Here is a 21,635-nt window from a genome sequence, read left to right as displayed (position 1 = left end):
ACGCGGTTCGCCGCTGCGATTCACCTGCGAACGGCCGCACTGCGGCCCGATCAACCAGACGCACCGAATTAGAGCGAGGCAGGCTGGATTGCCCCACAACTGGTCAGACCGGTAAGGCCAAAAAACCTTGCAAAGTCGGATTTTTCGCGCTTTCATGGCTTCGCGCTGAACAAACCGGTAAGACCACAATAATTAAGTCCTGCGCTCTTTCGCCCCGTGCGGCTACCGAAGCAAGGACACCGATCAGAGATCCCTCCCATGCTCAAATGGTGCTCGCGTTCGATCTTCCTTCAAGTCGTGCTCGGCCTTGCCCTCGGCATCGCCTGCGGTCTCAGCTTCCCCGACCTTTCCCTGCAACTCAAACCCCTTGGCGACGGCTTCATCAAGCTGATCAAGATGCTCATCGGCCTGATCGTGTTCTGCGTGGTGGTCAGCGGTATCTCGGGCGCCGGCGACCTGAAAAAGGTCGGGCGCATCGGCCTGAAGTCGGTGATCTACTTCGAAGTGCTGACCACCCTGGCGCTGGTGATCGGCCTGGTGTTCGCCTTCACCAGCGGCATCGGCAGCGGCGCCAACATCCACCTGGACCAACTGTCCAGCGCCGACGCCAGCAGCCTGGCCGAGCGCGGCCAGCACATCCACGGTGCCACGGCGTTCTTCATGGACCTGATCCCCACCTCGGTGATCGGCGCCTTCGCCGACAACAACATCCTCCAGGTGCTGCTGTTCTCGGTACTGTTCGGTAGCGCGCTGAACCTGGTAGGTGACTCGGCAGCCGGCATCTCGCGGCTGATCAACGAACTGAGCCACGTGATCTTCCGCATCATGGGCATGATCGTGCGCCTGGCACCGATCGGCGTGTTCGGTGCCATCGCCTTCACCACCAGCAAGTACGGCCTGGAATCGCTGCAACACCTGGGCGGGCTGGTGGCGCTGTTCTACCTGACCTGTGCCGGCTTCGTACTGATCGTGCTGGGCACGGTCATGCGCCTGTCGGGCCTTAAGCTGCTGCCACTGATCAAGTACCTGCGTGAAGAGCTGACCATCGTGCTGGGCACCGCCTCGTCCGATGCCGTACTGCCACAGATCATGCGCAAGCTCGAGCACCTGGGCATCGGCAGCTCCACCGTCGGCCTGGTGATCCCCACCGGCTATTCGTTCAACCTCGATGGTTTCTCCATCTACCTGACCCTGGCCATCGTGTTCATTGCCAACGCCACCGGCACGCCACTGGCAATGACCGACCTGCTGACCATCCTGCTGGTATCGCTGGTGACTTCCAAGGGCGCTCACGGCATCCCAGGCTCGGCGCTGGTGATCCTTGCCGCTACCCTGACCGCCGTGCCGGCGATCCCGGTGGTCGGCCTGGTACTGGTACTGGCGGTGGACTGGTTCATGGGCATCGGCCGGGCGCTGACCAACCTGATCGGCAACTGCGTGGCCACCGTGGCCATCGCCCGCTGGGAGAAGGACATCGACCTGGAACGCGCGCACAACGTGCTCGACGGCAAACCCGGCTTCGCCCCCACGCCACGCAAGCAGCCCAACCCCCATCAACAGGAATTCTGAGCGAACGTGGCCGGCACTGATGCCGGCCCTTCCAGGAGCGAACCGTGATCAGCTCATCTACCGTCGTCAACTCAGTGGTGGAAAAACTGCGCCAGGCCCTCGCCCGAGGCCAATGGCGTACAGGCGACATGCTGCCAGGCCAGCGCGAGCTGGCCGAACAACTGGGTATCAGCCGCCCCAGCCTGCGCGAAGCGGTAACCGTGCTGGAAACCCTGGGCCTGGTGCGTTCGCTGCCGGGCAAGGGCGTGCTGGTGCTGGATGCCGATGCCGCCGCCCAGGAACCGGGCGTGGACACCAGCGCCGCAGCCAGCCTGGCCGACGTGCTGGAGCTGCGCTACACCCTCGAGCCCTTCATCGTCGGCCTGGTGGCGCAGTCGGCCAACAGCCAGGACATCGGCCAGCTGCGCCTGACCCTGATGGACATGCGTGAAGCGCTGGAGGCCGATGACAGCGAAGCCGGCGTCAGGGCCTACATCGCCTTCCATGAAGCGCTGTTCGCCCTGACCACCAACCCGATCTTCCAGAGCGTGGTGCAACAGACCGGCAATGCCCTAAAGCAGAGCGCCGACATGCTGCGCAATTCGCCAGAGCACCTGGCCGCGCGGCTGAAGGAAAACGAAGCGGTGGTGCGCGCCATACGTGAGCGCAGCAGCGCCCAGGCCAGTGCCCAGATGCGCCAGCACATCCTGGCCGAAGGGTTGCGCATGGGCATCCCGTTGAACATCCCGGACGAACACCCGCATCCATGACCCCAGGAGAGCGACCATGAACGCCGCCCCTCACTTGCCGGCCCTGCTCGCGGCCGGCGAAACCCGCCTGTCGGCCGAGCAGATCTACCCGCGGCTGTTCGATGCCATTCTCGAACAGCGCCTGCCACCTGGCAGCCTGTTGCCCGAACAGGCGCTGGGCCATGCCTTTGGCGTCAGCCGTACAGTGATCCGCCGCGTGCTCGGGCGCCTGTCCGACCAGCAGGTGGTGGTGCAGCGCCCCAGCCACACTGCGCATCTGGCCGCGCCCGACCCGGAGCAGGCACGCCAGGTGCTCAGCGCCCGGCGCCTGGCCGAAACCACGCTGATCACCCTGGCCGCGCAACGCGCCCGGCCGGTACAGATTCGCCAGTTACGACAACTGGTGGAGCGCGAGCGCCAGCACCATGAGAACGGCGAGCGTTGTGCGGCGATCCGCCTGGGCGGCGAGTTTCACCTGAAACTGGCGCAGGTGGCCGCCAATGCGCCACTGGCACGGTTCCTCAACGGCCTGGTGCCGATGACCTCGCTGATCATCGCCCGCTACGAGTCGCCATGCTGCGACCACTGCGCGTGGCAGGAACATGCGGCGATCATCGATGCCGTGGAGCACGGCGATGCCGAGGCGGCGCTGGGGCTGATGCACAAGCATCTCGACCGCCTGGAAGAAAAGCTCGACCTGGAATGACCGATTCAAGCTGACGCCCCCCTTGTAGGAGCGGCCTTGTGTCGCGATGGGGCGCGAAGCGGCCCCAGGATTTGTGCTGCAGAAATTGCCGGGGCCGCTTTGCGGCCCTTTCGCGACACAAGGCCGCTCCTACATGGATCGCGTTGGCCGGGCGATGGCCGATGGGCTGCACGGCAGCCCTTCACTCCCCACCCTATACTCCGAGAACCACCCCAGCCTCTATCAGGGAGGCGGTTGCGTGAGCACTCGAGTCCTCCTGCTGCTGTGCCTGCTGCTGGCCCTGGCCGGCTGCGCAGGCAAGCCCCCACCTGTCCCGCCACCACCGGTGGTGCTCACCCCCGCCGCCTGGCAACGCATCGACCAGGAACTGATCGAAGCCTCGGTCGGCGCCGCCAGCTCGGCCAACGACTATGCCCGGCGCTCCATGCGAGTGTGGAAGGAACAGGTGCAGCAGCGCACCGAAAGCGACTTCATCCCCTGGTTCACCGGCTACTGGACCCAGCAGTGGCTGACCCTCAAGGTGGCCTGGTACAAGATCGACAGCGGTGAAGGCCGGGAGCCCGCGGAAAAGCGCCTGGCGCTGTACCTGCAGGAGCAGTACCACAAGCGGGTGATCGAACCGGTGGCCGAGCAGATCAACCCCGAAGGCATCCGCGACCGTGCCAGCGAGCTGTACCTGCAACTGCTCGGCCAGCAGCTGCCGGCCATCATCAGCCGCTACAACGCGCCCCCCGAACAGTTCAGCCAGCGCCTCAACCGCATTCCTGCCATCGCCCTGGGGCCGCCGGATGCGCGCAATGCCAGCCTGTACCAACTGCTACGGGCCAAGTCGCTGGCCCAGCAACCGGCCTGGCAAGCCATGCGCCAGCACCTGCACCAGCAGGCCAGCAAAGGCCCCGGGAAGACCGATGTCGGGCTGAACTCGGTGGCCAACCAGGCCAGCGAAAAGCTCGGCGCCACCCTGGCCCCGCGCGGCATCGCCAGTGCCGTGGCGTCGGCGGTGGGCAAGGTGGCGGGGGCGATGATTTCGATTGCGGCGGCCGGTTACGGGATGATGACCCATGACCGCGAACACCCGCAGATGGTCGAGCAGTTGCGGGTGATCCTCAACGTGGCGCTGAACCAGGAATGGCAGGAGCTGATGGAGAACCGCCAGAGCGGGGCCATGTCGGGGGTGTACTACCTGTCGGGGCAGGTCGAGGACAGCTTGCTGGCCAGTGCGCCGCGCCCGGCGGAACAACCGGTCGAGCAGCAGGTGAAGCAGCAACAGGAGCCTTTGATCATACGCCTGCCGCCTTAGTGGTTGACTGTTCCGGCCTCTTCGCGGGTAAACCCGCTCCCACAGGGTCGCCCACTGCCTTCAAGGCCTGTGATATCCCTGTGGGAGCGGGTTTACCCGCGAAGAGGCCACCACAGGTAACGTGTCAGGCCGTAACCAACGCAGAACTGGGCAAGCCAAAGATCCGGTCGAACGCCCAGTTGTAGGCAAAGGTGTAGCACGGCACCAGCACGATGAACGCCATATCCACCAGCAACGCCTCCAGCAATGTCATGTCCAGCCACCAGGCAATCAGCGGGATCAGGTACACCACCAGGGTCAGCTGGAAGCCGATGGCATGCGCCACCCGCCGTGCCACACTGCGCCCGCGCGTGGCCTGGCGACTCTCCCACCACTCGAACAGGGTGTTGTAGATCAGGTTCCAGAGCATGGCGATGGTGGTGATCATCACCGCCAGAGGCCCGGTATGCGATGCCTGGGTGTCCGACAGGTAGGCCAGCCCGAGGGTCGACATGCACAGCCCGATCAGTTCATAGAAAGTCACGTAGACCAGTTTGCGTTTGAGTCCCTGCACCCGGGGTTACCTCCAATGACAAAAGCGATGGGGCGCGATCATGCTTCATCATGCTTGACAGCAAAAGTCAGCAGCTGTCAGATCTACTGACAGGAGGCTGCCATGAACTTTTCCAGCGACAATATCCAGCTGTTTCTCGCCGTGCTCGACCGCGGTTCGTTTTCCGCCGCCGCGCGCGCCCTGCAGCGGGTGCCCTCGGCCGTCAGCATGGCTATCGGCAACCTCGAGGCCGAACTGGGCTACACCCTGTTCGAGCGCGGCCCGCGGGAAGTCCGCCCGACCGCACAGGCCATGGCGCTGGAACCCCATGCCCGGCTGATCGCCGAGCAGTTGGGGCTGCTGCAGGTGCATGCCCTGGAGCTGTCCCAGGGGCTGGAGAGCAGCCTGACCCTGGCGGTGGTGCCGGACATCGACCACCGCCCGCTGCTGGCGGCCATCGCTCGCCTGGGTGAGCGGCACCCGCTGCTGGACATCGCCTTGCTCAGCGCCCCGCAGGAAGAGGCCGTGCACCTGCTGGACAGCGGCCGCGCCGACCTCTGCGTGGCCTTTGCCGGGCTGCAGGTCGATGCCCGGCGCGGCTTCCAGCACATCGGCATGGAGTCGCTGGTGGCCACCCTGTCGCCCGCCCATCCGGCCCTGCGCGAGGGGCGTATCCACTACCTCGAAGACCTGACCCGGGTGCGCCAGATCCTGGTGCGCAGCCGTGACCTGCCGCTGGCCGACCCACGCCCGTTGATAGGCGCCACGCACTGGTCAACCGACAGCTTCGACCTCGCCCTGCAGATGGTGGAGGCCGGCCTGGGCTGGGGCGACCTGCCGCTGTCGCGGGTCGCGCCACTGCTGGCCAGCGGGCGACTGGTGCGCCTGGATTTTCGCAACACCCGCAACGAGCTGCAGTTGCCGGTACACATCTTCTGGCGCAAGCAACAACCGTTGCAGCAGGCTGCACGCCTGTTGATCGAGCAGTTGTGTAGCCAGTGAATGCCGTCCGTCGAAATGACCGTAAGAAATTTCTGTAAGCACTTCAATCTTTTACCCCTTGAGCCGATATCCCGAACGATAGGTTGCGCAATGCGTCATGAGCGCGATGCGCCCTCCCCTCATTGGCCCAAGGTCTCGAAACATGAACCTGAAATTTCGCCACAAGATCCTGCTCAGCGCCTGCGGCGTCGTGGTCCTGGCATTTGCCCTGTTCACGCTCTACAACGACTACCTGCAACGCAACACCATTCGCCAGAACATCGAAGCTTCGGTGCAGCAGTCCGGCGCACTGACCGCCAGCAGCGTGCAGAACTGGATGAGCGGGCGCATCCTGGTCCTGGAAAACCTGGCCCAGGACATCGCCCAGCAAGGTGCCGGCGACACCCTGGCCGGGCTGATCGAGCAGCCGTCCTACACGCGCAATTTCCTGTTCACCTACCTGGGCCAGGCCAACGGTGTGTTCACCCAGCGCCCCGATACACAGATGCCGGCCGGTTACGACCCACGTCAGCGCCCTTGGTACGGCGCCGCGGCCAGCGCCGGGCAGACCGTGCTGACTGCCCCGTACCAGGGTGCTGTCGGCGGCCTGATGGTCACCATCGCCACGCCGGTGAAAAGCAAGGGCAATGGCGAGCTGATCGGTGTGGTCGGCGGTGACGTCACCCTCGACACCCTGGTCGAGATCATCAACTCGGTCGATTTCGGCGGCATCGGCCACGCCTTCCTGGCCGACAGCAATGGCCAGGTGATCGTCAGCCCCGACAAAGACCAGGTGATGAAGAACCTCAAGGACATCTACCCCGGCAGCAACCTGCAAGTCGCCGCCGGCATGCAGGATGTCACCCTCAATGGCCAGGACCGCATCATCTCCTTCGCCCCGGTGGCCGGCCTGCCGTCGGCACAGTGGTACATCGGCCTGTCGATCGACAAGGACAAGGCCTACGCCGCGCTCAGTCAGTTCCGCACCTCGGCGATCATCGCCATGCTGATCGCCGTGGCGGCCATCGCCGGCCTGCTCGGCCTGCTGATCCCGGTGCTGATGAGCCCGCTGACCACCATGGGCCGCGCCATGCGCGACATCGCCGAGGGCGAAGGTGACCTTACCCGCCGCCTGACCGTGCAGAACAAGGACGAGTTCGGCGAACTGGCCACTTCGTTCAACCGCTTCGTCGAGCGCATCCATGCCTCGATCAGCGAAGTGTCCTCGGCAACCCGCCTGGTGCACGACCTGTCGGAAAAGGTGGTCAATGCCTCCAATGCGTCGATCACCGGTTCCGAAGAGCAAAGCATGCGCACCAACAGCGTGGCCGCAGCGATCAACGAACTGGGTGCCGCCACCCAGGAAATCGCCCGCAACGCCGCCGATGCCTCGCAGCATGCCAGCGGTGCCAGCGAACAGGCCCACGGTGGCCGTGAAGTGGTCGAAGAAGCGATCAGCGCCATGACCGCCCTGTCGCAGCGCATCAGCGAGTCCTGCGCGCAAATCGAAACGCTCAACGCCAGCACTGACGAAATCGGCAAGATCCTCGACGTGATCAAGGGCATCTCGCAGCAGACCAACCTGCTGGCGCTGAACGCCGCCATCGAAGCGGCCCGTGCCGGTGAGGCCGGCCGTGGCTTTGCCGTGGTGGCCGACGAGGTACGCAACCTGGCGCACCGCACCCAGGAATCGGCGGAAGAAATCCACCGCATGATCACCAGCCTGCAGGTAGGCTCGCGCGAAGCGGTGCACACCATGAACACCAGCCAGGTTTCCAGCGAGCAGACCGTGCAGGTGGCCAACCAGGCCGGCGAGCGCCTGGCCAGCGTGACCCAGCGCATTGGCGAGATCGATGGCATGAACCAATCGGTGGCTACTGCTACCGAAGAGCAGACCGCCGTGGTCGAGAGCCTCAACCTGGACATCACCCAGATCAACGCCCTGAACCAGCAAGGGGTGGAGAACCTCAACGAGACCCTGCGCCATTGCGACCAACTGGCCCAGCAGGCCGGGCGCCTGAAGCAGCTGGTAGGCAGCTTCAGGATCTGATGGCCCAGGGGGGCGCTCTGCGCCCCAATCGCGACGCAAGGCCGCTCCCACAGGTGCCATGCGATCCTTGTGGGAGCGGCCTTGTGTCGCGATCGGGCTGCGCAGCAGCCCCCTACGCCACTGCCGCTTTAACCACTTTGCTCCGCCGGACCCAGGCCAGCAGCACCGCCGCCATCAACACGAAGCCCAGGTAGCCGAACAGCGGGTACACCTCACCCACCAGGCTGATGAACCCCACCAGGCTGCAGCCGAATGCCACCACCCCGGTCACCACCGAGCCCCAGCGAAACTTCGCCGTCCCCGCCGGCATCAGCCGCGAGAGAAACGAGAACAACGTACCCACCGCGGTGTTGACGATCATGCCGAAGATGATCAGGCACATCACCAGCCCCAGCAGTGGCGATACTTCGTTGGCGATCGACAGCATCGGCATCGGCAGGTCAGCCACGCTGTCCAGGCGCGACAACAGCCCGGCACTCATCACCAGCATCAGTCCGCCCAGTGCTGCACCACCGAGCAACCCACCCCATACCGCCGTTCTCTCGCCCTTGGCCGAGCCGCCCAGGATGGCCAGGATCGGCGCGCCGGCAACGATGTTGTACGACACGTACAGGAACGCCCCCAGCAGCCAGTGACGGGTGCCCGCCTGTTGCTGGCTGGCCAGCTGGTCGAGCTGGGCGAAGCTCTGCTCCCGGCTGAACACGGCGTACAACGCAATCGCCGAGGCCACCAGGATCAGCAACGGCGTGATGGCACCAATGGCGAGGATCACCTTGCGCACATCCAGGCACACGATGCCCACCACCACCAGCGTCACCATCACGCTGCCGGCCAGCGCCGGGATGCCGAACTGCTGCTCCAGCAAGGCACCACCACCGGCCAGCATGACCACGGTGACGGCAAACATGAAAAAGGTGATCAGCCAGTCGACGAACAGGCCCAGGTGACGGCCGCAGATGGCCTGGATCACATCCTTGTGCGAAGTGGCCTGCTGGCGATTGCCCAGCCCCGCCAGGGCCATGCCGAGGAAGGTGAACAAGGCTGCGCTGACCAGCGCACCAACCAGCCCCCACACACCGAAATCGACAAAGAACAACAACAGTTCCCGCCCCGAAGCGAACCCCGCCCCCACGATCACGCCGACAAACGCGCCGGCAATCTTCAGCTGCTCTTGCATGTGAACCTCTGGATTTATTGTTGTTGTCTCACTGCCACCACATCGCTTTTGTGGGAGCGGCCTTGTGTCGCGAAAGGGCCGCAGAGCGGCCCCCGGCGATCTGTGCAGCAATGCAGAAATCCTGGGGCCGCTCCGCGCCCCTTTCGCGACACAAGGCCGCTCCCACATGGGCGATTTGTTCGGTCAAAAATCTCCGACAAACGCCTGCACTTCAATCTCCACATCCACCCCCAGCGCCAATGCCGAGGCCACGGTCGAGCGCACCGGCAGCGCTGCGCCGAAGAACTCCTTGTACACCTCGTTGAAACCGGCGAAGTGGCTCATGTCCGACAGCCACACCGTGGCCTTGACCACCTGGTCGAAACGCGCGCCGCAGGCCGCCAGGCTTTCGCCGATGCGCTCGCAGGCGGCGCGGGTCTGGGTCTGGATGTCACCGCGCACAACTTCGCCGCCGGCACTCATCGGCACCTGGCCGGAGAGGAACAGGAAGCCGCCGGCTTTCACCGCACGGGAGAACGGGAACGGCAGGCTGCTGGGGAAACGCTGGATATCATTGCTCATGGGATGCTCCTTTCAGGATTGCTGGAAACGGGCCGGGGACAGGCGCTCGGGCGCCACCCCCTGGCTGACAAGGCCAGGACACAGGGGCTGGCCCAGCAGCAGGTCGGCAGCCAGGCGCGAGGCGCCCGCAGCCGACTGGATGCCATAGCCACCTTGTGCCGCCAGCCAGAAGAACGCTGGCGCGTGCACATCGAAACCGATCACCAGGTCGCCGTCGGCGACGAACGAGCGCAGCCCGGCCCAGGTGTGGCTCGGCCGGCGGATCGCCAGGGTGGTCATGGCCTCGATGTTGTAGATGCCCAAAGCCACGTCGAGCTCCTCGGGCGCGGCGTCCTGGGGTTCGACCGGGTCGGCATTGGCCGGCGAACCCAGCAGCTGGCCGGCGTCGGGCTTGAAGTAGAAGCTTTCGTCTACGCCGATTACCGCCGGCCAGCGGGCGAAGTCCTGGTCTGCCGGGCCGGGGAAGGTAAAGGCACTGCGCCGGCAGGGTTGCAGGCCGATACGCGCCACGCCGCACTGCTCGGCCACACGGTCGGCCCAGGCGCCAGCGGCATTGACCAGCTGGCGCGCCTGCACGCGGCTGCCATCGCCCAGCTGCACCTGCCACAGGTCATCCAGGTACCAGGCCTGGACAAGCTCGGCGTTGCAGCGCAGTTCGCCGCCAGCGGCGCGATAGCCACGCAAGAAGCCCTGGTGCAGGGCATGTACGTCCAGGTCCATGGCCCCCGCCTCGAGCACCGCGCCGGCCAGGTTCTCGCCACGCAGGCTCGGCACCAGGGCCAGGGCGGCGTCGCGGTCGAGCAGGCTGACCTCGGTGCCGTTGGCCAGGTTCTGCGCATGGGTCTGCTCGAGCAGCGTGCGCTGTTCCAGGCTGGCGACGTACAGGCAGCCACGCGGTTCCAGCAGCGGGTGCTCGCAGAAACCCTGCGGTGGTGCTTCGTAGAAGGCCCGGCTGGCGCGGGTCAACGCCTGGATCTGCGGGGTGCCGTAGGCCTCCATGAACATGGCTGCCGAACGCCCGGTGGAATGGTAGCCAGGCTGTGCCTCGCGCTCGAGCAGCAGCACCTTCTGCTGGCCGGCCAGGCGATAGCCCAGAGATGCACCGGCAATGCCGGCGCCGATGATCAGGGTGTCGTAGATCGGGGTCATGCACGCTCCTGCCAGGCTAATTATCATTTATGAGAATTCTAATATATGAGAATTTACGAATACGCAAGGGTCCAAGGTAAGATGCCCGACCAACGCCGCATGCCGAGACCCTGAATGCCCGCTGCCCTACCCCTGCTGGACCGTGCCATAGTCGGCCAGCGCCTGCGCCAGGTGCGCAAGGCGCGCCAGATGACCCTCAAGCAATTGTCCGAAGCCAGCGGCGTACCGCTGTCCACCTTGTCGAAGATGGAACTGGCGCAGGTCTCGGTCAGCTATGAAAAACTGGCCGCTGCCGCCCGGGCGCTGAATGTCGACATTGCCCAGCTGTTGCGCGCCAGCGGCACGGTCACGGCACCGGCACCGGTGACCGTGGTGGTCGATTCACTGCCGGCGGCGGCGGGCTACTCGACCGGCACCTATGACTACCACCCGATCGCCGGCGACTTCCCCGAACGGCGCATGACACCCGCCTATGCCCGCATCATTGCCCGTGAACGCGGCCAGTTCGACGATTTTATCCGCCACCCCGGGCAAGAGTTCGCGTTGGTGCTGAGCGGGCGTGTTCGTATCGAGTTCGAAACCGGCGAAGCGGTGAGCATCGGGCCGCAGGAGACGGCGTATTTCGACAGCCAGGTGGGGCATATCTACCTGTCGGAAAGTGACGATGGCGCAGATGCGCATGTGATGGTGGTGATGACTGATCGCTGACTGTGTTGAACGATGCGCCTTTTTGTAGGAGCGGCCTTGTGTCGCGACAGGGCTGCGCAGCAGCCCCGGGATATCAGCAGCACAACACATATTGTCGGGGCCGCCTTGCGGCCCTTTCGCGACACAAGGCCGCTCCTACAAAGATCGCGTACGTCGCCGTCTCGGTTATAACCTAATAACGAACAAGTCTATTTGGCTATAAAAAAATCTATATGCTGGGCTGCATCCGATAACGGGCAAGTTGGGCAGTCGAGTAGCGTATGGATGTAGGTTCTTTCGGTTTCACCATTGCGGGCCTGGTCGTGGGTTTCATCGTCGGAATGACCGGCGTCGGTGGCGGCTCGCTGATGACCCCGATCCTGTTGTGGTTTGGCATCAGCCCGGCAACAGCCGTCGGCACCGACCTGCTCTACGCCGCCATCACCAAGGCCAGTGGCGTCTGGGTGCATGCGCGCAACAAGAACGTCGACTGGAAGATCACCGGCCTGCTCAGCCTGGGCAGCGTGCCCGCGGCGGCGCTGACCCTGTGGTTCCTCAGCACCCTGCACACCGACACCTCGGCGCTCAACGCCGTCATCAAGCAAGGCCTGGCGGTGGTGCTGATCCTGACCGCGCTGGCCATCCTGTTCAAATCGCGCCTGCAGGCCTTCGCCAGCCGCCATGCCGGTGACCACTACCACCTCAGCGACCGCAGCCTGAACATCCTTACCGTGCTCACCGGCGTGGTGCTGGGGGTGATGGTCACCCTCACTTCCATCGGTGCTGGCGCACTGGGTACCGTGGCGCTGTTCCTGCTGTACCCGTTCCTGGTCACCCGCCGCCTGGTCGGTACCGAAATCGCCCACGCCGTGCCACTTACCCTGGTGGCGGGCCTGGGCCATGCCGGCATGGGCAACATGGACTGGTCACTGCTGGGCTACCTGCTGCTGGGCTCGCTGCCAGGCATCTACCTGGGCAGCCACCTCACCGGGCGGATTTCCGACCGCGTGCTGCGTCCGTGCCTGGCGGCGATGCTGCTGCTGATCGGCTACAAGCTGGCGTTCTGACCTTCAGCCCAGGCGCAGGCGCCACTGCCCGGTAAAGCTCAGCTCCAGGCGCGACAGCGGCAACACATCGACCCGCTGACTGGCGCTCATCGGGCAGCCAAGTACGTGCACCAGCGCAGCGCGCATGACCATCGGGTGGGTAACCGCCACCCATTCACCCGGCCTGTCGAAGGCCGCCAACCAGGCGGCGATGCGCTGGCAAAGCACGGCGAACGACTCGCCGCCGTGCACATCACTGGCCGGGGCCTGCAGCCATTCGGCCATCGCCTGCGGTTGCTCGGCCTGCAATTGCTTCAGCGTCAGCCCTTGCCAACGCCCCAAGTCGCAATCGGCCAAGGCCGGCTCGACCTGCACCGGTCCCAAAAACCACGCCGCCGTCTCGCAGGCTCGCCGCTCTGGTGCAGTCAGCACCGGCACACCAGAAAGGTCGGCGAAAGGCTGCTGGCCCAACGGCAGGATGCCGTCGTCGGCACGGTGCAGGCGCCCGGTCTTCTGGGCCTGGGTAAGGGCGTGGCAGATCAGGGTCAGGCGGACGGCTTTCACCGGGTTTCTCTCGCAGCGGGTCGGGGCGCAAGGTGTAACATGCCTTGGCACTTTTTACCGCAACAACCTGGCACCGGCTGCGCCGACGATGGAGCCTGGTCAGATCACAGCAGCATCAGTCCCCAAACCGGCACCGCTGCCACCAACCCCACCGCCAGCCGCGGCCAGTATGGCAGCAGCAATACCAGCACCATCCCCGCCAGCGACATCACGGCAAACCAGGCCACCGGCCCCATGGCCCAGCCCCAGGCCTGGGCACACAGCACCAGACTGGCCAGCAACGCCAGCCAGCCGGCCGCGCGCAAGCCGACACGCAGCACCGACGGGCAGGTGCGGTTCCATACCTGCTTGTAATGCCGCTCCAGCCCCTGGCACAGCCCCAGCATGCCAGCGTAGGCGAACAACACGCTGCCCATGATCCACATCATCATGCCCCGGCCTCCATCCGCCGCCCTGCCCTGGCCTTCTGCGGCACCCACTGCGCCTGCCATACGCGCCAGGCCAGCAGCCCGAGCAATACACCCAACACCAAGGCACAGGCCACCACCCCCAGGCGCATGGCGTCGCCCAAGCCACCCAACGCACCCACGCCAATGCACAGCAACGCGGTCAGCAGCAGTTGCTCGACCCAGGCCCGGCGTACTGGCCTGATACCGGCATGCAACAGCGCCAGCAGCCATACACCAAAGAACGCACGAACCTCCCAGCTCTCCCGCTGCGCCAGTTCTACCGGCAGCACGCGGCTGGCCCACAGCAACGCCACGCACGCCAACAACAGGCCACTGACGAAGCCCACGTTGCACACCTCCGCCACTCGGTACCAACGCCGCACCGAAGCCTCGGCGCTGGCGTACTTGCGCCCACGCTTCACGCAGAACAGCACCAGCCCGCTGGCGATCATCAGGCAACTGACCAGCCCGCAGACAAAATACAGCCAGCGCATCGGGTAGCCGCCAAACTGGGCGAAATGCAGGCCGGCCATGACCCGCTGGGTCAATGGCGCCGCGCGCCATTCGGCGACGTCGCCGAGCAACTGCCCGCTGACACCATCGAAGACCATGGCCTGGCCCTTGGCCAAGGCAATGCGGTTGCCCAGTCCGGGGCGTATTTCGATACGCGCCGCCGCCGTGTTGGGGTTGCGGATATTCAGGCCACCAATCGGCCCCAGGCGCGCCTCGGCCTGGGCCAGCAATGGCGCGACATCGACCAGCGCGGCCGGTTGCCTGGCCAGGCCACGAGGCTGCTCCAGGCGGGCATTGCCCTGGGCCTGGAAGTAGGCACGGTTGTCGCCGGCGAACAGCGCATCGACCCCGGCCGGGATGTAGATGAGCATGAAGATCACCAGGCCGGTGTAGGTGATCATCAGGTGGAACGGCAGCAACAGCACCGCGCTGGCGTTGTGGAAATCCAGCCACGAGCGCTGGCCCTTGTTCGGCCGGAAGGTGAAAAACTCCTTGAAGATCTTCTTGTGGATGACGATACCGGTGACCAGCGCCGCGAGCATCACCAGCGCCAGCGCGCCGACCACGAAGATGCCCCAGTTGCGTGGCAGGTCGAGGGTGAAATGGAAGCGGAAAAAGAAGTTGCCACCAACACTGTCACGCACCTCGATGGCCTCGCCGGTGCGCGGGTCGAGCTGTACGGTGGGGCCATGTCGACGCTCGCCGGTGGACACCCGCAACCCGGGAGAGCGCTCGCTCGGCAGGCTGATGCCCCAGTTGCCAGCCTGCGGCTCGTGGGCCTGCAGGTAGGCAATGGCGCGCCGCGCGGCGTCGGCCTGGGGTACCTCGGTGGCCGGGATTTCCGGTTGCATCCAGTGGTCGAGTTCCTTGTCGAATACCGCCAGGGTGCCGGTGACGAAGATGGCGAACAGCAGCCAGCCGAAAATCAGCCCGGCCCAGGTGTGCAGCCAGGCCATCGATTGGGTGAAGGTGTTCTTCATGCCAGCCACTCCAGTGCCTGCGGCCAGAAGCCGATCAGGGCAAGCGGTACGGCCAAAGCCAGCGGGGCCCAGGCACGCAGGGCATCGCTGCAGGCGAAGGCCCAGAGGATGGCGGCGGTGTAGAAGATGAAGGCCGGCAGGGTCGCGACGATGACCGCATCGGCGGCAGCCAGCGGCAGGATACGGGCCAGGCAGGCGCTGGCGGCGTAGCTGAGGGCATAGCCGCCGAGCAGTGCGGCACAGCTGCGGGAGAGGATCTGCAGCCAGGCGGGGGCTTTGATCATCGGGGGCTCCTTGGCGTTGATCGGGGCATCCGGGGCTGCTTTGCAGCCCATTCGCCGGCAAGCCAGCTCCCACAGGGATTGCACAGGGTTCGAATACTATGTGGTACCTGTGGGAGCAACTGTCTTGCTCAAATTCCAAACGTTGGCGCGATCCCTGTGGGAGCTAGCTTGCCGGCGAATGGGCCGCGCAGCGGCCCCTTGGATCAGAAGTTGATGTTCAGCGCAGCGAACACCGCCCTGCCCGGCTGGTTATAGGTATTGGCGCCCGAAGTACTGGCGTTGCCGCCACGCAGGATCTGCTTGTCGAACACGTTGTTCACCCCCACCCGCACGTCGTAGTTGGCGTTGAACTTGTAACCAGCGCTCACGTCCACCAGGCCGTAGGCTTCCACGTCCTGTTGCGCGGTCTTGTCGTAGCCTTGCTGGGTGCGTTCGTTGAAGGTCGGCGACTTCTGCTTGCCGAAGTAGGTACCCGCCACCTGGAACGACAGCTTCTCGGTGGCGCGCCAGTCGAGGGTGGTGTTGACGGTGTATTCCGGGATCACCGACAGCGGCTCGCCGGTCTCGCGGTTGTCGTTGTCGAGCATCCAGGTCAGGTTGGTGTTCCAGTCCAGGGCCGGGGTCAGCTCGATGAACAGGTTGCCTTCGATACCTTCCACCCGCGCCTTGCCGGCGTTGTCCCACTGGGTCACGCGGCTGCCGGTGCCGATGGTGTACAACACATCGGTATCACCGACGATCTTGTTCTTGTAGTCGTTGCGAAAGTACGTGGCACTGGTGCGCCAGGTACCACGGTCGTACATCAGGCCGATTTCCTTGTTGACGCTGATCTCGGGCTTGAGGTCGGCGTTGCCCTGCAGGTAGCAGCCACCGTTGTTGGTCTGCTGCACGCTGCAACCATTGCCGCGGCTGTACAGCAAGTAGTTGGGGTTGGACTGGTACAGGTTCGGGGTCTTGTAGGCGCGCGCGATACCGCCTTTGACCGATAGTGCTTCGGTCAGCTTGTGCGACAGGTTCAGGCTGGGGCTGAAGTTGTCGCCGAAGGTTTCGTGGTGGTCGAAACGCAGGCCCGGGGTAATGGTGGTGTCGCCGACAATGATGTTGTCCTCGACGAACAGCGCATAGCTGCGGGCGGTCATCTTCGAGCTGCTGCGGTCGAAACCGACCAACCCGTCGTTACCGGTAGGGTCCGAGCTTTGCGGGCGCAGCGAGCCCTGGTCATTGAGCGCTTCGTACAGGTACTCGCCGCCCAGGGTCAGCACATGTTCGGTGCTGCTCATGGCGAATGGCAGGTTCACTTCGCTGCTCAGGCGCGTGTTGCGCAGGCGCGACATGGCGGCGCCTTCGGCATTGGGGGCACCTTCGGTACGGCCTGCCAGGCCCTCGTTGAGGCGCCAGTTGCGCACGTACTCGTAGGCCAGCACGGTCTTGCTGGTACCCCAGGTGAAATCGCCCAGGTGGGTCAGGTCGTAGGTACTGCGCTGCATCACATTGGTTTCGTGGCCGTACAGGCTGGACACGAACTCGACGTCACCACCGCCGTTGCTGTTCATGGTGTCGCCGGCAAAGATATTACCCTGGCGGCTGTAGCCGGCACTGGCCTCGAGGCGGTGCTCGTCGTTCAGCTTCCAGCTCAGCAGGCCATTGATGTCCTTGTTGCGTACGCCTTCGCGGCCCGCCACCAGCGCACTGGTGGCATGCCCGGCATTGATGTCCAGGTCGTCGGCATCGGTCTTGGCCAGGCCGCCGTACAGGCGGAAGCCGAGGTTGTCGGTCAGGCCGCCGCCCAGGTTGAAGTTGGCCCGGCGGCTGGCGCCCTCGGCGCTGTCTTCCGGCAGCTGGGTGTACAGGCTGACGCTGCCCTTGAGTTCGTCGGTGGGCCGCTTGGTGATGATGTTGACCACCCCGCCCATGGCGCCGGAACCGTAACGTGCGGCCGCCGGGCCACGCAGGATCTCGATGCGCTCGACCGCTTCTGCCGGTACCCAGTTGGTTTCGCCGCGGGTATCGCGGTCGCCGTTCCAGCCATAGCGCACGGCGTTGCGTGCGCTGGATGGTTTGCCGTCGATGAGGATCAGGGTATTTTCCGGGCCCATGCCGCGCAGGTCGATCTGCCGGTTGTTGCCACGCGCGCCGCTGGCGCTGTTGCCGGTCAGGTTGACCCCGGGCTCGCGGCGGATGATGTCGGACAGGTCATTGGCCGGCGGATGGCGCTTGATGTCTTCGGCGGTGATGATCGACGTACCCAGGGCCTGGCGTGCCTCGCGCTCGGCGGTAACCAGGGTGTCCTGGATAACCAGGGCGCTGTCGGCAACCGGCATCTCCAGCACCTCACCCGTGCGCTGTTCTTCGGCCTGGGCCACGGTGGCCACCATGGCCGGTGACGCCAGCGCGACGAACGCCAGGGCCAGGCTGTTGGGTGAAGTCTTGCACTGCATGGGTACATCTCCTGCGATTCATGAGCGAAACGGCACATCCCTGTCGGAAACCGGGAGCCCTCGCCCACCGGCCTCGCAAACACAGTTTGGTGGCCAACAGGGATGGTAAATATAGAGATTCGCAAATGAGTTTAAATCTTATTTACGAAGTTTACATGTTTGTAACGGAACTTTGCTGACACGACAGCGTTGCCGGCGCAGCCCGGCTATTCGCGCTCTTGCTTGCATACACCTGTCCGATTTGCATCCTGCGTGACGGCTCCTACAGTTTCGAACGTAGCCCTCTGCCGAGCCTCCTGATGCGCAGCCACGAAGAAAGCCACGCCACGAACGCCACCAGGTCCCTGTCGAAGATCCCTCGCAGTGTCTGGGCGCTGGGGTTCGTGTCGATGTTCATGGACATTTCCTCGGAAATGATTCACGCACTGCTGCCGCTGTATATGGTCACCGTGCTTGGTACCTCGGTAGTGGCGGTGGGCTTTATCGAAGGTATCGCCGAGGCGACCGCCTCGATCACCAAGGTGTTTTCCGGTGCCCTCAGCGACCGGCTGGGCAAGCGCAAGCTGCTCACGGTGCTGGGCTATGGCCTGGGTGCGTTGACCAAGCCGGTGTTCCCCATGGCCTCCGGGCTGGAGTGGTTGACCGCGGCACGCTTCGTCGACCGGGTAGGCAAAGGCATTCGTGGGGCGCCGCGCGATGCGCTGGTGGCCGACGTCACGCCCGCAGAACTGCGTGGTGCAGCCTTCGGCCTGCGCCAGGCGCTGGATACCGTGGGCGCCTTCCTTGGGCCGTTGCTGGCGATCGTGCTGATGTGGCTGACCGCGAGCCATTTCCAGACGGTGTTCTGGGTGGCGGTGCTCCCGGCGTTCGTGGCCGTGTACATCCTCATCGCCTTCGTGCGCGAACCTGAAACGCCGGCCACCACCCGGCCGGTGCGCTCACCGCTGGCCCTGCACGAGCTGGCCCGCCTGGGCCCGGCCTACTGGCGGCTGATCGGCCTGGCCACGCTGTTCACCCTCGCCCGCTTCAGCGAGGCGTTTCTGCTGCTGCGCGCACAGGACATGGGCCTGGCGCCGCTGTGGGCGCCGGCAGTGCTGGTGCTCATGGCCCTGGCCTACTCGCTGTCGGCCTACCCCGCGGGGGTGCTGTCGGACCGCGTGGGCCGCCGCGGCGTGCTGATGACCGGGCTGGGGCTGCTGGTCGCCGCCGACCTGCTGCTGGCCCTGCTGCCGGGCTGGACCGGGCTGGCCATGGGGGTGGCTGCCTGGGGCCTGCACCTGGGTTTCAGCCAAGGCATCTTTGCCGCCATGATCGCCGACAGCGCCCCCGCCGAACTGCGCGGTACAGCCTTCGGCCTGTTCAACCTGCTGACCGGCGTGGCGCTGTTGGTGGCCAGCGTGGTGGCCGGGCTGCTGTGGGACGGGGTCGGCTTCAAGGCGACATTCTTGCTTGGCGCAGCGTGTGCCGGCAGCACCCTGGTCGGGGTCGCATTGCTCAGGCCGGCCCCGATCACCGACAATCCGAACTAGGCCAGCGCTGGCTGCTGCTCCAGTAGCGACCAGCCGCCATGCCCATCCACCTCCAACCGATGGGTATGGAAACCTGCCAGCGTGCTGCGGTGCCCGACACTGACCAGCAACGCCGCCGGCATTTCCGTGCGCAACAGTGAATACAGGGCATGCTCGAGCCCTTCGTCCATGGCCGAAGTGGACTCGTCAAGGAACACCACCTGCGGCCGGTTGAACAGCACCCGGGCAAATGCCAGGCGCTGCTGCTCACCGACCGAGAGAATGTGTGACCAGTCACAGCTGACGTCCAGTCGCTCGGCCAGGTGGGCCAGGTTGACCTGGCGCAAGGCCTGCTGCATCCGCGTTTCATCCTCAGGCCTGCTGGCCGCCGGGTAGGCAATGACGGCGCGCAGATCGCCCAGCGGCAGGTACGGCCGCTGCGACAGGAACAGCGCCTGGTGGCCCAGCGGGCGCCTGACCTCACCCTCGGCATACGGCCAGAGGCCTGCCAGCGCACGCAGCAGCGTGGTTTTGCCGCTGCCCGACGGCCCCTTGATCAACAGCGCCTGGCCGGCGTGCAGGTCAAGGTCCAGGTCGGCGATAAGGGCATGCCCGTCCGGGCGCAGCACCTGCAGGCGGCTGATCGCCAAGGCATGCTCCTGGTCCTCGGTGATGACGCGCGGCAAAGCGCTTGCCTGCTCGTTGGCATCGAGGAAGCCGGTCAGACGATCGAGAGTAGCCCGGTACTGGGCAAACGCATCATACGACTCGCGGAAGAACGACAGCGAATCCTGCACCTGGCCAAAGGCCTGGGAGGTCTGCATGACGTCGCCCAGCTTGATCGCCCCGCTGAAGAAGCGCGGTGCCTGCAGAATGAACGGGAACACCACTGCTACCTGGCTCACGCCCAGGTTGAAACCACTGAATTTCAGGTTCCGGAACACCAGCGCCCAGGCATTCACGATCAAGGCACCAAAGCGGCCCAGCAAGGTGCCCCGCTCGACCTGCGCACCCTGGTAGAAAGCGATGTTCTCGGCGTTCTCGCGCAGACGCATCAGCGCGTAACGGAAGTTGGCGGTGAGCTTTTCGTTGAGGAAGTTCAGGCGGATCAGCGGCCGCCCGAGGCGGAAGGCGATCCAGGTGGCGACGATGACGTACAGGTACACGGCAAACACCATCGCCCGGGGAATCTCCACACCAGCGACGGCCAGCGGCGCCGACAGCCCCCAGAGGATGCCGGTGAACGCCACCAGTGAAACCAGCGCGCTGACCGCGCCCAGGGCGAGGGTCACCGAGTTGCTGACAAAGGCGTTGACGTCCAGTTCGATACGCTGGTCAGGGTTGTCCACCGGCTCGGCAAGGAACTGGCCACGGTAGTAGGCATCGCCGTGCATCCAGTCGTGGGTCAGGCGCTCGGTCAGCCAGACCCGCCACTGGATGCTGAACGCCTGGCTTACATAGAAGGTGAACAGCGAACGCAGCACATGGATGGTGGCCAATACCGCGAAGACGCCGAGCAGGTACCAGAAGGCGGCTTGGTCAAGGCCTTGCAAGGCGCTGTAGAAGCCGTTGTACCAGAACGAGAACAGCACGTTCAGGCGCACCGAGAATAGCGTCAATACCAGCAGCAGGGCGAACACCAGTAACGGCCGCCAACTGCGCCTGAAACTGAAATAGGGCCCGGCAAGCTGCCAGAACTGGCTGCCCCAGCGCGTACAACGTACGGCCAGTGTGGCGGCTGCCGTGAAGCAGACAAGGGTGATGAACGAGGCGATTGCCAGCCAGCTCAGGCTCTCTTGCAGGGCCTGGTGCCAGTTCATTTCCATGATGGGTATCCGTGCTGAGTATTTCCGCGAGCGTAGCATTGACCTGTAACTCGTCAGGCATAAATGACGCACATTTCATGATTGCTTTTCAGAGCTACGCGGGGCCCTGTGGGAGCAACTGCCTTGCTCAAATTCTAAAAGTTGGCGCGATCCCCTGTGGGAGCGGCCTTGTGTCGCGAAAGGGCTGCAAAGCAGCCCCAGCAATTTCAACTGTTGCGCATCAATCCTGGGGCCGCGTTGCGGCCCTTTCGCGACACAAGGCCGCTCCCACAGGAACTGCGTATGCCCGGGAATTTTTGCACCACAAAGACAAAACCCCTACCTGCATGCGCAGATAGGGGTTTTGCGAAATGAATCTTGACGATGACCTACTCTCACATGGGGAAACCCCACACTACCATCGGCGATGCATCGTTTCACTGCTGAGTTCGGGATGGGATCAGGTGGTTCCAATGCTCTATGGTCGTCAAGAAATTCTGTTGCCAGAATGTCCAGATGGACAGCCCAGCGAATTCGGATATGCGATATTTGTGATGTTGCGAACTTTCGGTTCTTTCGTCTTCACCACCACAATTTGGCTTCTTACG

General features: G+C 64.6%; 19 protein-coding genes, 1 rRNA gene and 1 pseudogene. 10 read left to right on the top strand and 11 right to left on the bottom strand.

Annotated features, from left to right (window positions below; genetic code table 11):
* Positions 1 to 258: 258 nt before the first annotated feature.
* The 4 genes from ABNP31_RS08830 (at position 259) to ABNP31_RS08815 (ending at position 4,303) form a co-directional block, all read left to right on the top strand.
* Positions 259 to 1,569 carry a C4-dicarboxylate transporter DctA gene (locus ABNP31_RS08830; RefSeq protein ID WP_003260726.1) on the top strand — a complete coding sequence of 437 codons (1,311 nt, stop codon included), beginning with the start codon at positions 259 to 261 and terminating at the stop codon, positions 1,567 to 1,569.
* Between the two features lie 44 nt (positions 1,570 to 1,613).
* On the top strand, positions 1,614 to 2,318 hold the full coding sequence (locus tag ABNP31_RS08825) for a FadR/GntR family transcriptional regulator (RefSeq protein ID WP_025338408.1): 705 nt from the start codon (positions 1,614 to 1,616) through the stop codon (positions 2,316 to 2,318).
* Positions 2,319 to 2,334: 16 nt separating this feature from the next.
* On the top strand, positions 2,335 to 3,003 hold the full coding sequence (locus tag ABNP31_RS08820; RefSeq protein WP_025338407.1) for a GntR family transcriptional regulator: 669 nt from the start codon (positions 2,335 to 2,337) through the stop codon (positions 3,001 to 3,003).
* A gap of 238 nt (positions 3,004 to 3,241) precedes the next feature.
* Positions 3,242 to 4,303 carry a hypothetical protein gene (locus ABNP31_RS08815; RefSeq protein ID WP_025338406.1) on the top strand — a complete coding sequence of 354 codons (1,062 nt, stop codon included), beginning with the start codon at positions 3,242 to 3,244 and terminating at the stop codon, positions 4,301 to 4,303.
* Between the two features lie 124 nt (positions 4,304 to 4,427).
* On the opposite strand, the gene ABNP31_RS08810 is transcribed toward ABNP31_RS08815, so the two are convergent.
* Positions 4,428 to 4,856 (bottom strand): PACE efflux transporter, encoded by a 429-nt coding sequence (locus tag ABNP31_RS08810; RefSeq protein ID WP_085663137.1) that lies wholly within the window; start codon positions 4,854 to 4,856, stop codon positions 4,428 to 4,430.
* Between the two features lie 102 nt (positions 4,857 to 4,958).
* On the opposite strand from ABNP31_RS08810, the gene ABNP31_RS08805 reads away from it, so the two are divergent.
* The 3 genes and pseudogenes from ABNP31_RS08805 (at position 4,959) to ABNP31_RS26190 (ending at position 7,866) form a co-directional block, all read left to right on the top strand.
* Entirely contained in the window at positions 4,959 to 5,837 is an 879-nt protein-coding gene (locus tag ABNP31_RS08805) for a LysR family transcriptional regulator (protein ID WP_085705749.1), read from the top strand.
* Positions 5,838 to 5,934: 97 nt separating this feature from the next.
* A pseudogene (gene mcpA / locus ABNP31_RS26195) lies at positions 5,935 to 6,963 on the top strand (methyl-accepting chemotaxis protein McpA); the annotation flags it as partial.
* Between the two features lie 162 nt (positions 6,964 to 7,125).
* Positions 7,126 to 7,866 carry a methyl-accepting chemotaxis protein gene (locus tag ABNP31_RS26190; protein WP_370290711.1) on the top strand — a complete coding sequence of 247 codons (741 nt, stop codon included), beginning with the start codon at positions 7,126 to 7,128 and terminating at the stop codon, positions 7,864 to 7,866.
* Between the two features lie 112 nt (positions 7,867 to 7,978).
* On the opposite strand, the gene ABNP31_RS08795 is transcribed toward ABNP31_RS26190, so the two are convergent.
* From ABNP31_RS08795 to ABNP31_RS08785, 3 genes are all read right to left on the bottom strand, one after another.
* Positions 7,979 to 9,043 carry a YkvI family membrane protein gene (locus ABNP31_RS08795; RefSeq protein ID WP_075044523.1) on the bottom strand — a complete coding sequence of 355 codons (1,065 nt, stop codon included), beginning with the start codon at positions 9,041 to 9,043 and terminating at the stop codon, positions 7,979 to 7,981.
* Positions 9,044 to 9,226: 183 nt separating this feature from the next.
* Complete coding sequence (locus ABNP31_RS08790) at positions 9,227 to 9,604, bottom strand: RidA family protein (protein ID WP_085663135.1); 378 nt, start codon at positions 9,602 to 9,604, stop codon at positions 9,227 to 9,229.
* Between the two features lie 12 nt (positions 9,605 to 9,616).
* Positions 9,617 to 10,753: an NAD(P)/FAD-dependent oxidoreductase gene (locus ABNP31_RS08785; protein ID WP_025338400.1), complete on the bottom strand. Its 1,137-nt coding sequence runs from the start codon at positions 10,751 to 10,753 to the stop codon at positions 9,617 to 9,619.
* A 114-nt stretch (positions 10,754 to 10,867) separates the two neighbouring features.
* On the opposite strand from ABNP31_RS08785, the gene ABNP31_RS08780 reads away from it, so the two are divergent.
* The gene (locus ABNP31_RS08780; protein WP_238067505.1) at positions 10,868 to 11,461 is read left to right on the top strand and encodes a helix-turn-helix domain-containing protein; all 594 of its coding nucleotides are present in this window, start codon (positions 10,868 to 10,870) and stop codon (positions 11,459 to 11,461) included.
* 260 nt (positions 11,462 to 11,721) lie between these two features.
* The gene (locus ABNP31_RS08775) at positions 11,722 to 12,507 is read left to right on the top strand and encodes a sulfite exporter TauE/SafE family protein (RefSeq protein WP_046616814.1); all 786 of its coding nucleotides are present in this window, start codon (positions 11,722 to 11,724) and stop codon (positions 12,505 to 12,507) included.
* A gap of 3 nt (positions 12,508 to 12,510) precedes the next feature.
* Here the strand turns inward: ABNP31_RS08775 and ABNP31_RS08770 are convergent, their stop codons facing one another.
* The 5 genes from ABNP31_RS08770 to ABNP31_RS08750 form a co-directional block, all read right to left on the bottom strand.
* Positions 12,511 to 13,050 carry a histidine phosphatase family protein gene (locus ABNP31_RS08770; RefSeq protein ID WP_085617478.1) on the bottom strand — a complete coding sequence of 180 codons (540 nt, stop codon included), beginning with the start codon at positions 13,048 to 13,050 and terminating at the stop codon, positions 12,511 to 12,513.
* 104 nt (positions 13,051 to 13,154) lie between these two features.
* Complete coding sequence (locus ABNP31_RS08765; RefSeq protein WP_350013209.1) at positions 13,155 to 13,481, bottom strand: DUF3325 domain-containing protein; 327 nt, start codon at positions 13,479 to 13,481, stop codon at positions 13,155 to 13,157.
* Complete coding sequence (locus ABNP31_RS08760; protein WP_350013208.1) at positions 13,478 to 14,992, bottom strand: PepSY-associated TM helix domain-containing protein; 1,515 nt, start codon at positions 14,990 to 14,992, stop codon at positions 13,478 to 13,480. The genes ABNP31_RS08765 and ABNP31_RS08760 overlap by 4 nt, the downstream gene beginning before the upstream one ends.
* A complete protein-coding gene (locus ABNP31_RS08755) occupies positions 14,989 to 15,276 on the bottom strand; it encodes an iron transporter (RefSeq protein ID WP_350013207.1) in 288 nt (95 codons plus the stop codon). The genes ABNP31_RS08760 and ABNP31_RS08755 overlap by 4 nt, the downstream gene beginning before the upstream one ends.
* Before the next feature lie 203 nt (positions 15,277 to 15,479).
* Positions 15,480 to 17,714, bottom strand: a complete 2,235-nt coding sequence (locus ABNP31_RS08750; protein WP_350013206.1) for a TonB-dependent siderophore receptor — start codon at positions 17,712 to 17,714, stop codon at positions 15,480 to 15,482.
* 299 nt (positions 17,715 to 18,013) lie between these two features.
* Between ABNP31_RS08750 and ABNP31_RS08745 the strand changes: the two genes are divergently transcribed.
* Positions 18,014 to 19,243, top strand: coding sequence for an MFS transporter (locus tag ABNP31_RS08745; protein ID WP_085663131.1), 1,230 nt, complete (start codon positions 18,014 to 18,016; stop codon positions 19,241 to 19,243).
* Here the strand turns inward: ABNP31_RS08745 and ABNP31_RS08740 are convergent.
* Together ABNP31_RS08740 and rrf are read right to left on the bottom strand one after the other, a co-directional pair.
* Positions 19,240 to 21,048, bottom strand: coding sequence for an ABC transporter ATP-binding protein/permease (locus ABNP31_RS08740; RefSeq protein ID WP_085663130.1), 1,809 nt, complete (start codon positions 21,046 to 21,048; stop codon positions 19,240 to 19,242). The two genes, ABNP31_RS08745 and ABNP31_RS08740, sit on opposite strands and share 4 nt — an antisense overlap.
* Before the next feature lie 355 nt (positions 21,049 to 21,403).
* Positions 21,404 to 21,519 (bottom strand): 5S ribosomal RNA (gene rrf / locus ABNP31_RS08735).
* Between the last annotated feature and the right edge of the window lie 116 nt (positions 21,520 to 21,635).

This window comes from Pseudomonas asiatica (genome assembly GCF_040214835.1).
GTDB classification, from domain to species: Bacteria; Pseudomonadota; Gammaproteobacteria; order Pseudomonadales; family Pseudomonadaceae; genus Aquipseudomonas; species Aquipseudomonas putida_Z.
This window is presented reverse-complemented; position numbering and strand designations above follow the sequence as displayed.

Excerpts from the sequence above, each read along its gene's own strand:
- ABNP31_RS08760 (WP_350013208.1), bottom strand. The coding sequence starts at position 14,992 with ATGAAGAACACCTTCACCCAATCGATGGCCTGGCTGCACACCTGGGCC.
- ABNP31_RS08785 (WP_025338400.1), bottom strand. The coding sequence starts at position 10,753 with ATGACCCCGATCTACGACACCCTGATCATCGGCGCCGGCATTGCCGGT.
- ABNP31_RS08780 (WP_238067505.1), top strand. The coding sequence starts at position 10,868 with ATGCCCGCTGCCCTACCCCTGCTGGACCGTGCCATAGTCGGCCAGCGC.
- ABNP31_RS26190 (WP_370290711.1), top strand. The coding sequence starts at position 7,126 with ATGCGCACCAACAGCGTGGCCGCAGCGATCAACGAACTGGGTGCCGCC.
- ABNP31_RS08750 (WP_350013206.1), bottom strand. The coding sequence starts at position 17,714 with ATGCAGTGCAAGACTTCACCCAACAGCCTGGCCCTGGCGTTCGTCGCG.
- ABNP31_RS08745 (WP_085663131.1), top strand. The coding sequence starts at position 18,014 with ATGCGCAGCCACGAAGAAAGCCACGCCACGAACGCCACCAGGTCCCTG.
- ABNP31_RS08830 (WP_003260726.1), top strand. The coding sequence starts at position 259 with ATGCTCAAATGGTGCTCGCGTTCGATCTTCCTTCAAGTCGTGCTCGGC.
- ABNP31_RS08790 (WP_085663135.1), bottom strand. The coding sequence starts at position 9,604 with ATGAGCAATGATATCCAGCGTTTCCCCAGCAGCCTGCCGTTCCCGTTC.
- ABNP31_RS08755 (WP_350013207.1), bottom strand. The coding sequence starts at position 15,276 with ATGATCAAAGCCCCCGCCTGGCTGCAGATCCTCTCCCGCAGCTGTGCC.
- ABNP31_RS08805 (WP_085705749.1), top strand. The coding sequence starts at position 4,959 with ATGAACTTTTCCAGCGACAATATCCAGCTGTTTCTCGCCGTGCTCGAC.
- ABNP31_RS08740 (WP_085663130.1), bottom strand. The coding sequence starts at position 21,048 with ATGGAAATGAACTGGCACCAGGCCCTGCAAGAGAGCCTGAGCTGGCTG.
- ABNP31_RS08775 (WP_046616814.1), top strand. The coding sequence starts at position 11,722 with ATGGATGTAGGTTCTTTCGGTTTCACCATTGCGGGCCTGGTCGTGGGT.
- ABNP31_RS08820 (WP_025338407.1), top strand. The coding sequence starts at position 2,335 with ATGAACGCCGCCCCTCACTTGCCGGCCCTGCTCGCGGCCGGCGAAACC.
- ABNP31_RS08765 (WP_350013209.1), bottom strand. The coding sequence starts at position 13,481 with ATGATGATGTGGATCATGGGCAGCGTGTTGTTCGCCTACGCTGGCATG.
- ABNP31_RS08795 (WP_075044523.1), bottom strand. The coding sequence starts at position 9,043 with ATGCAAGAGCAGCTGAAGATTGCCGGCGCGTTTGTCGGCGTGATCGTG.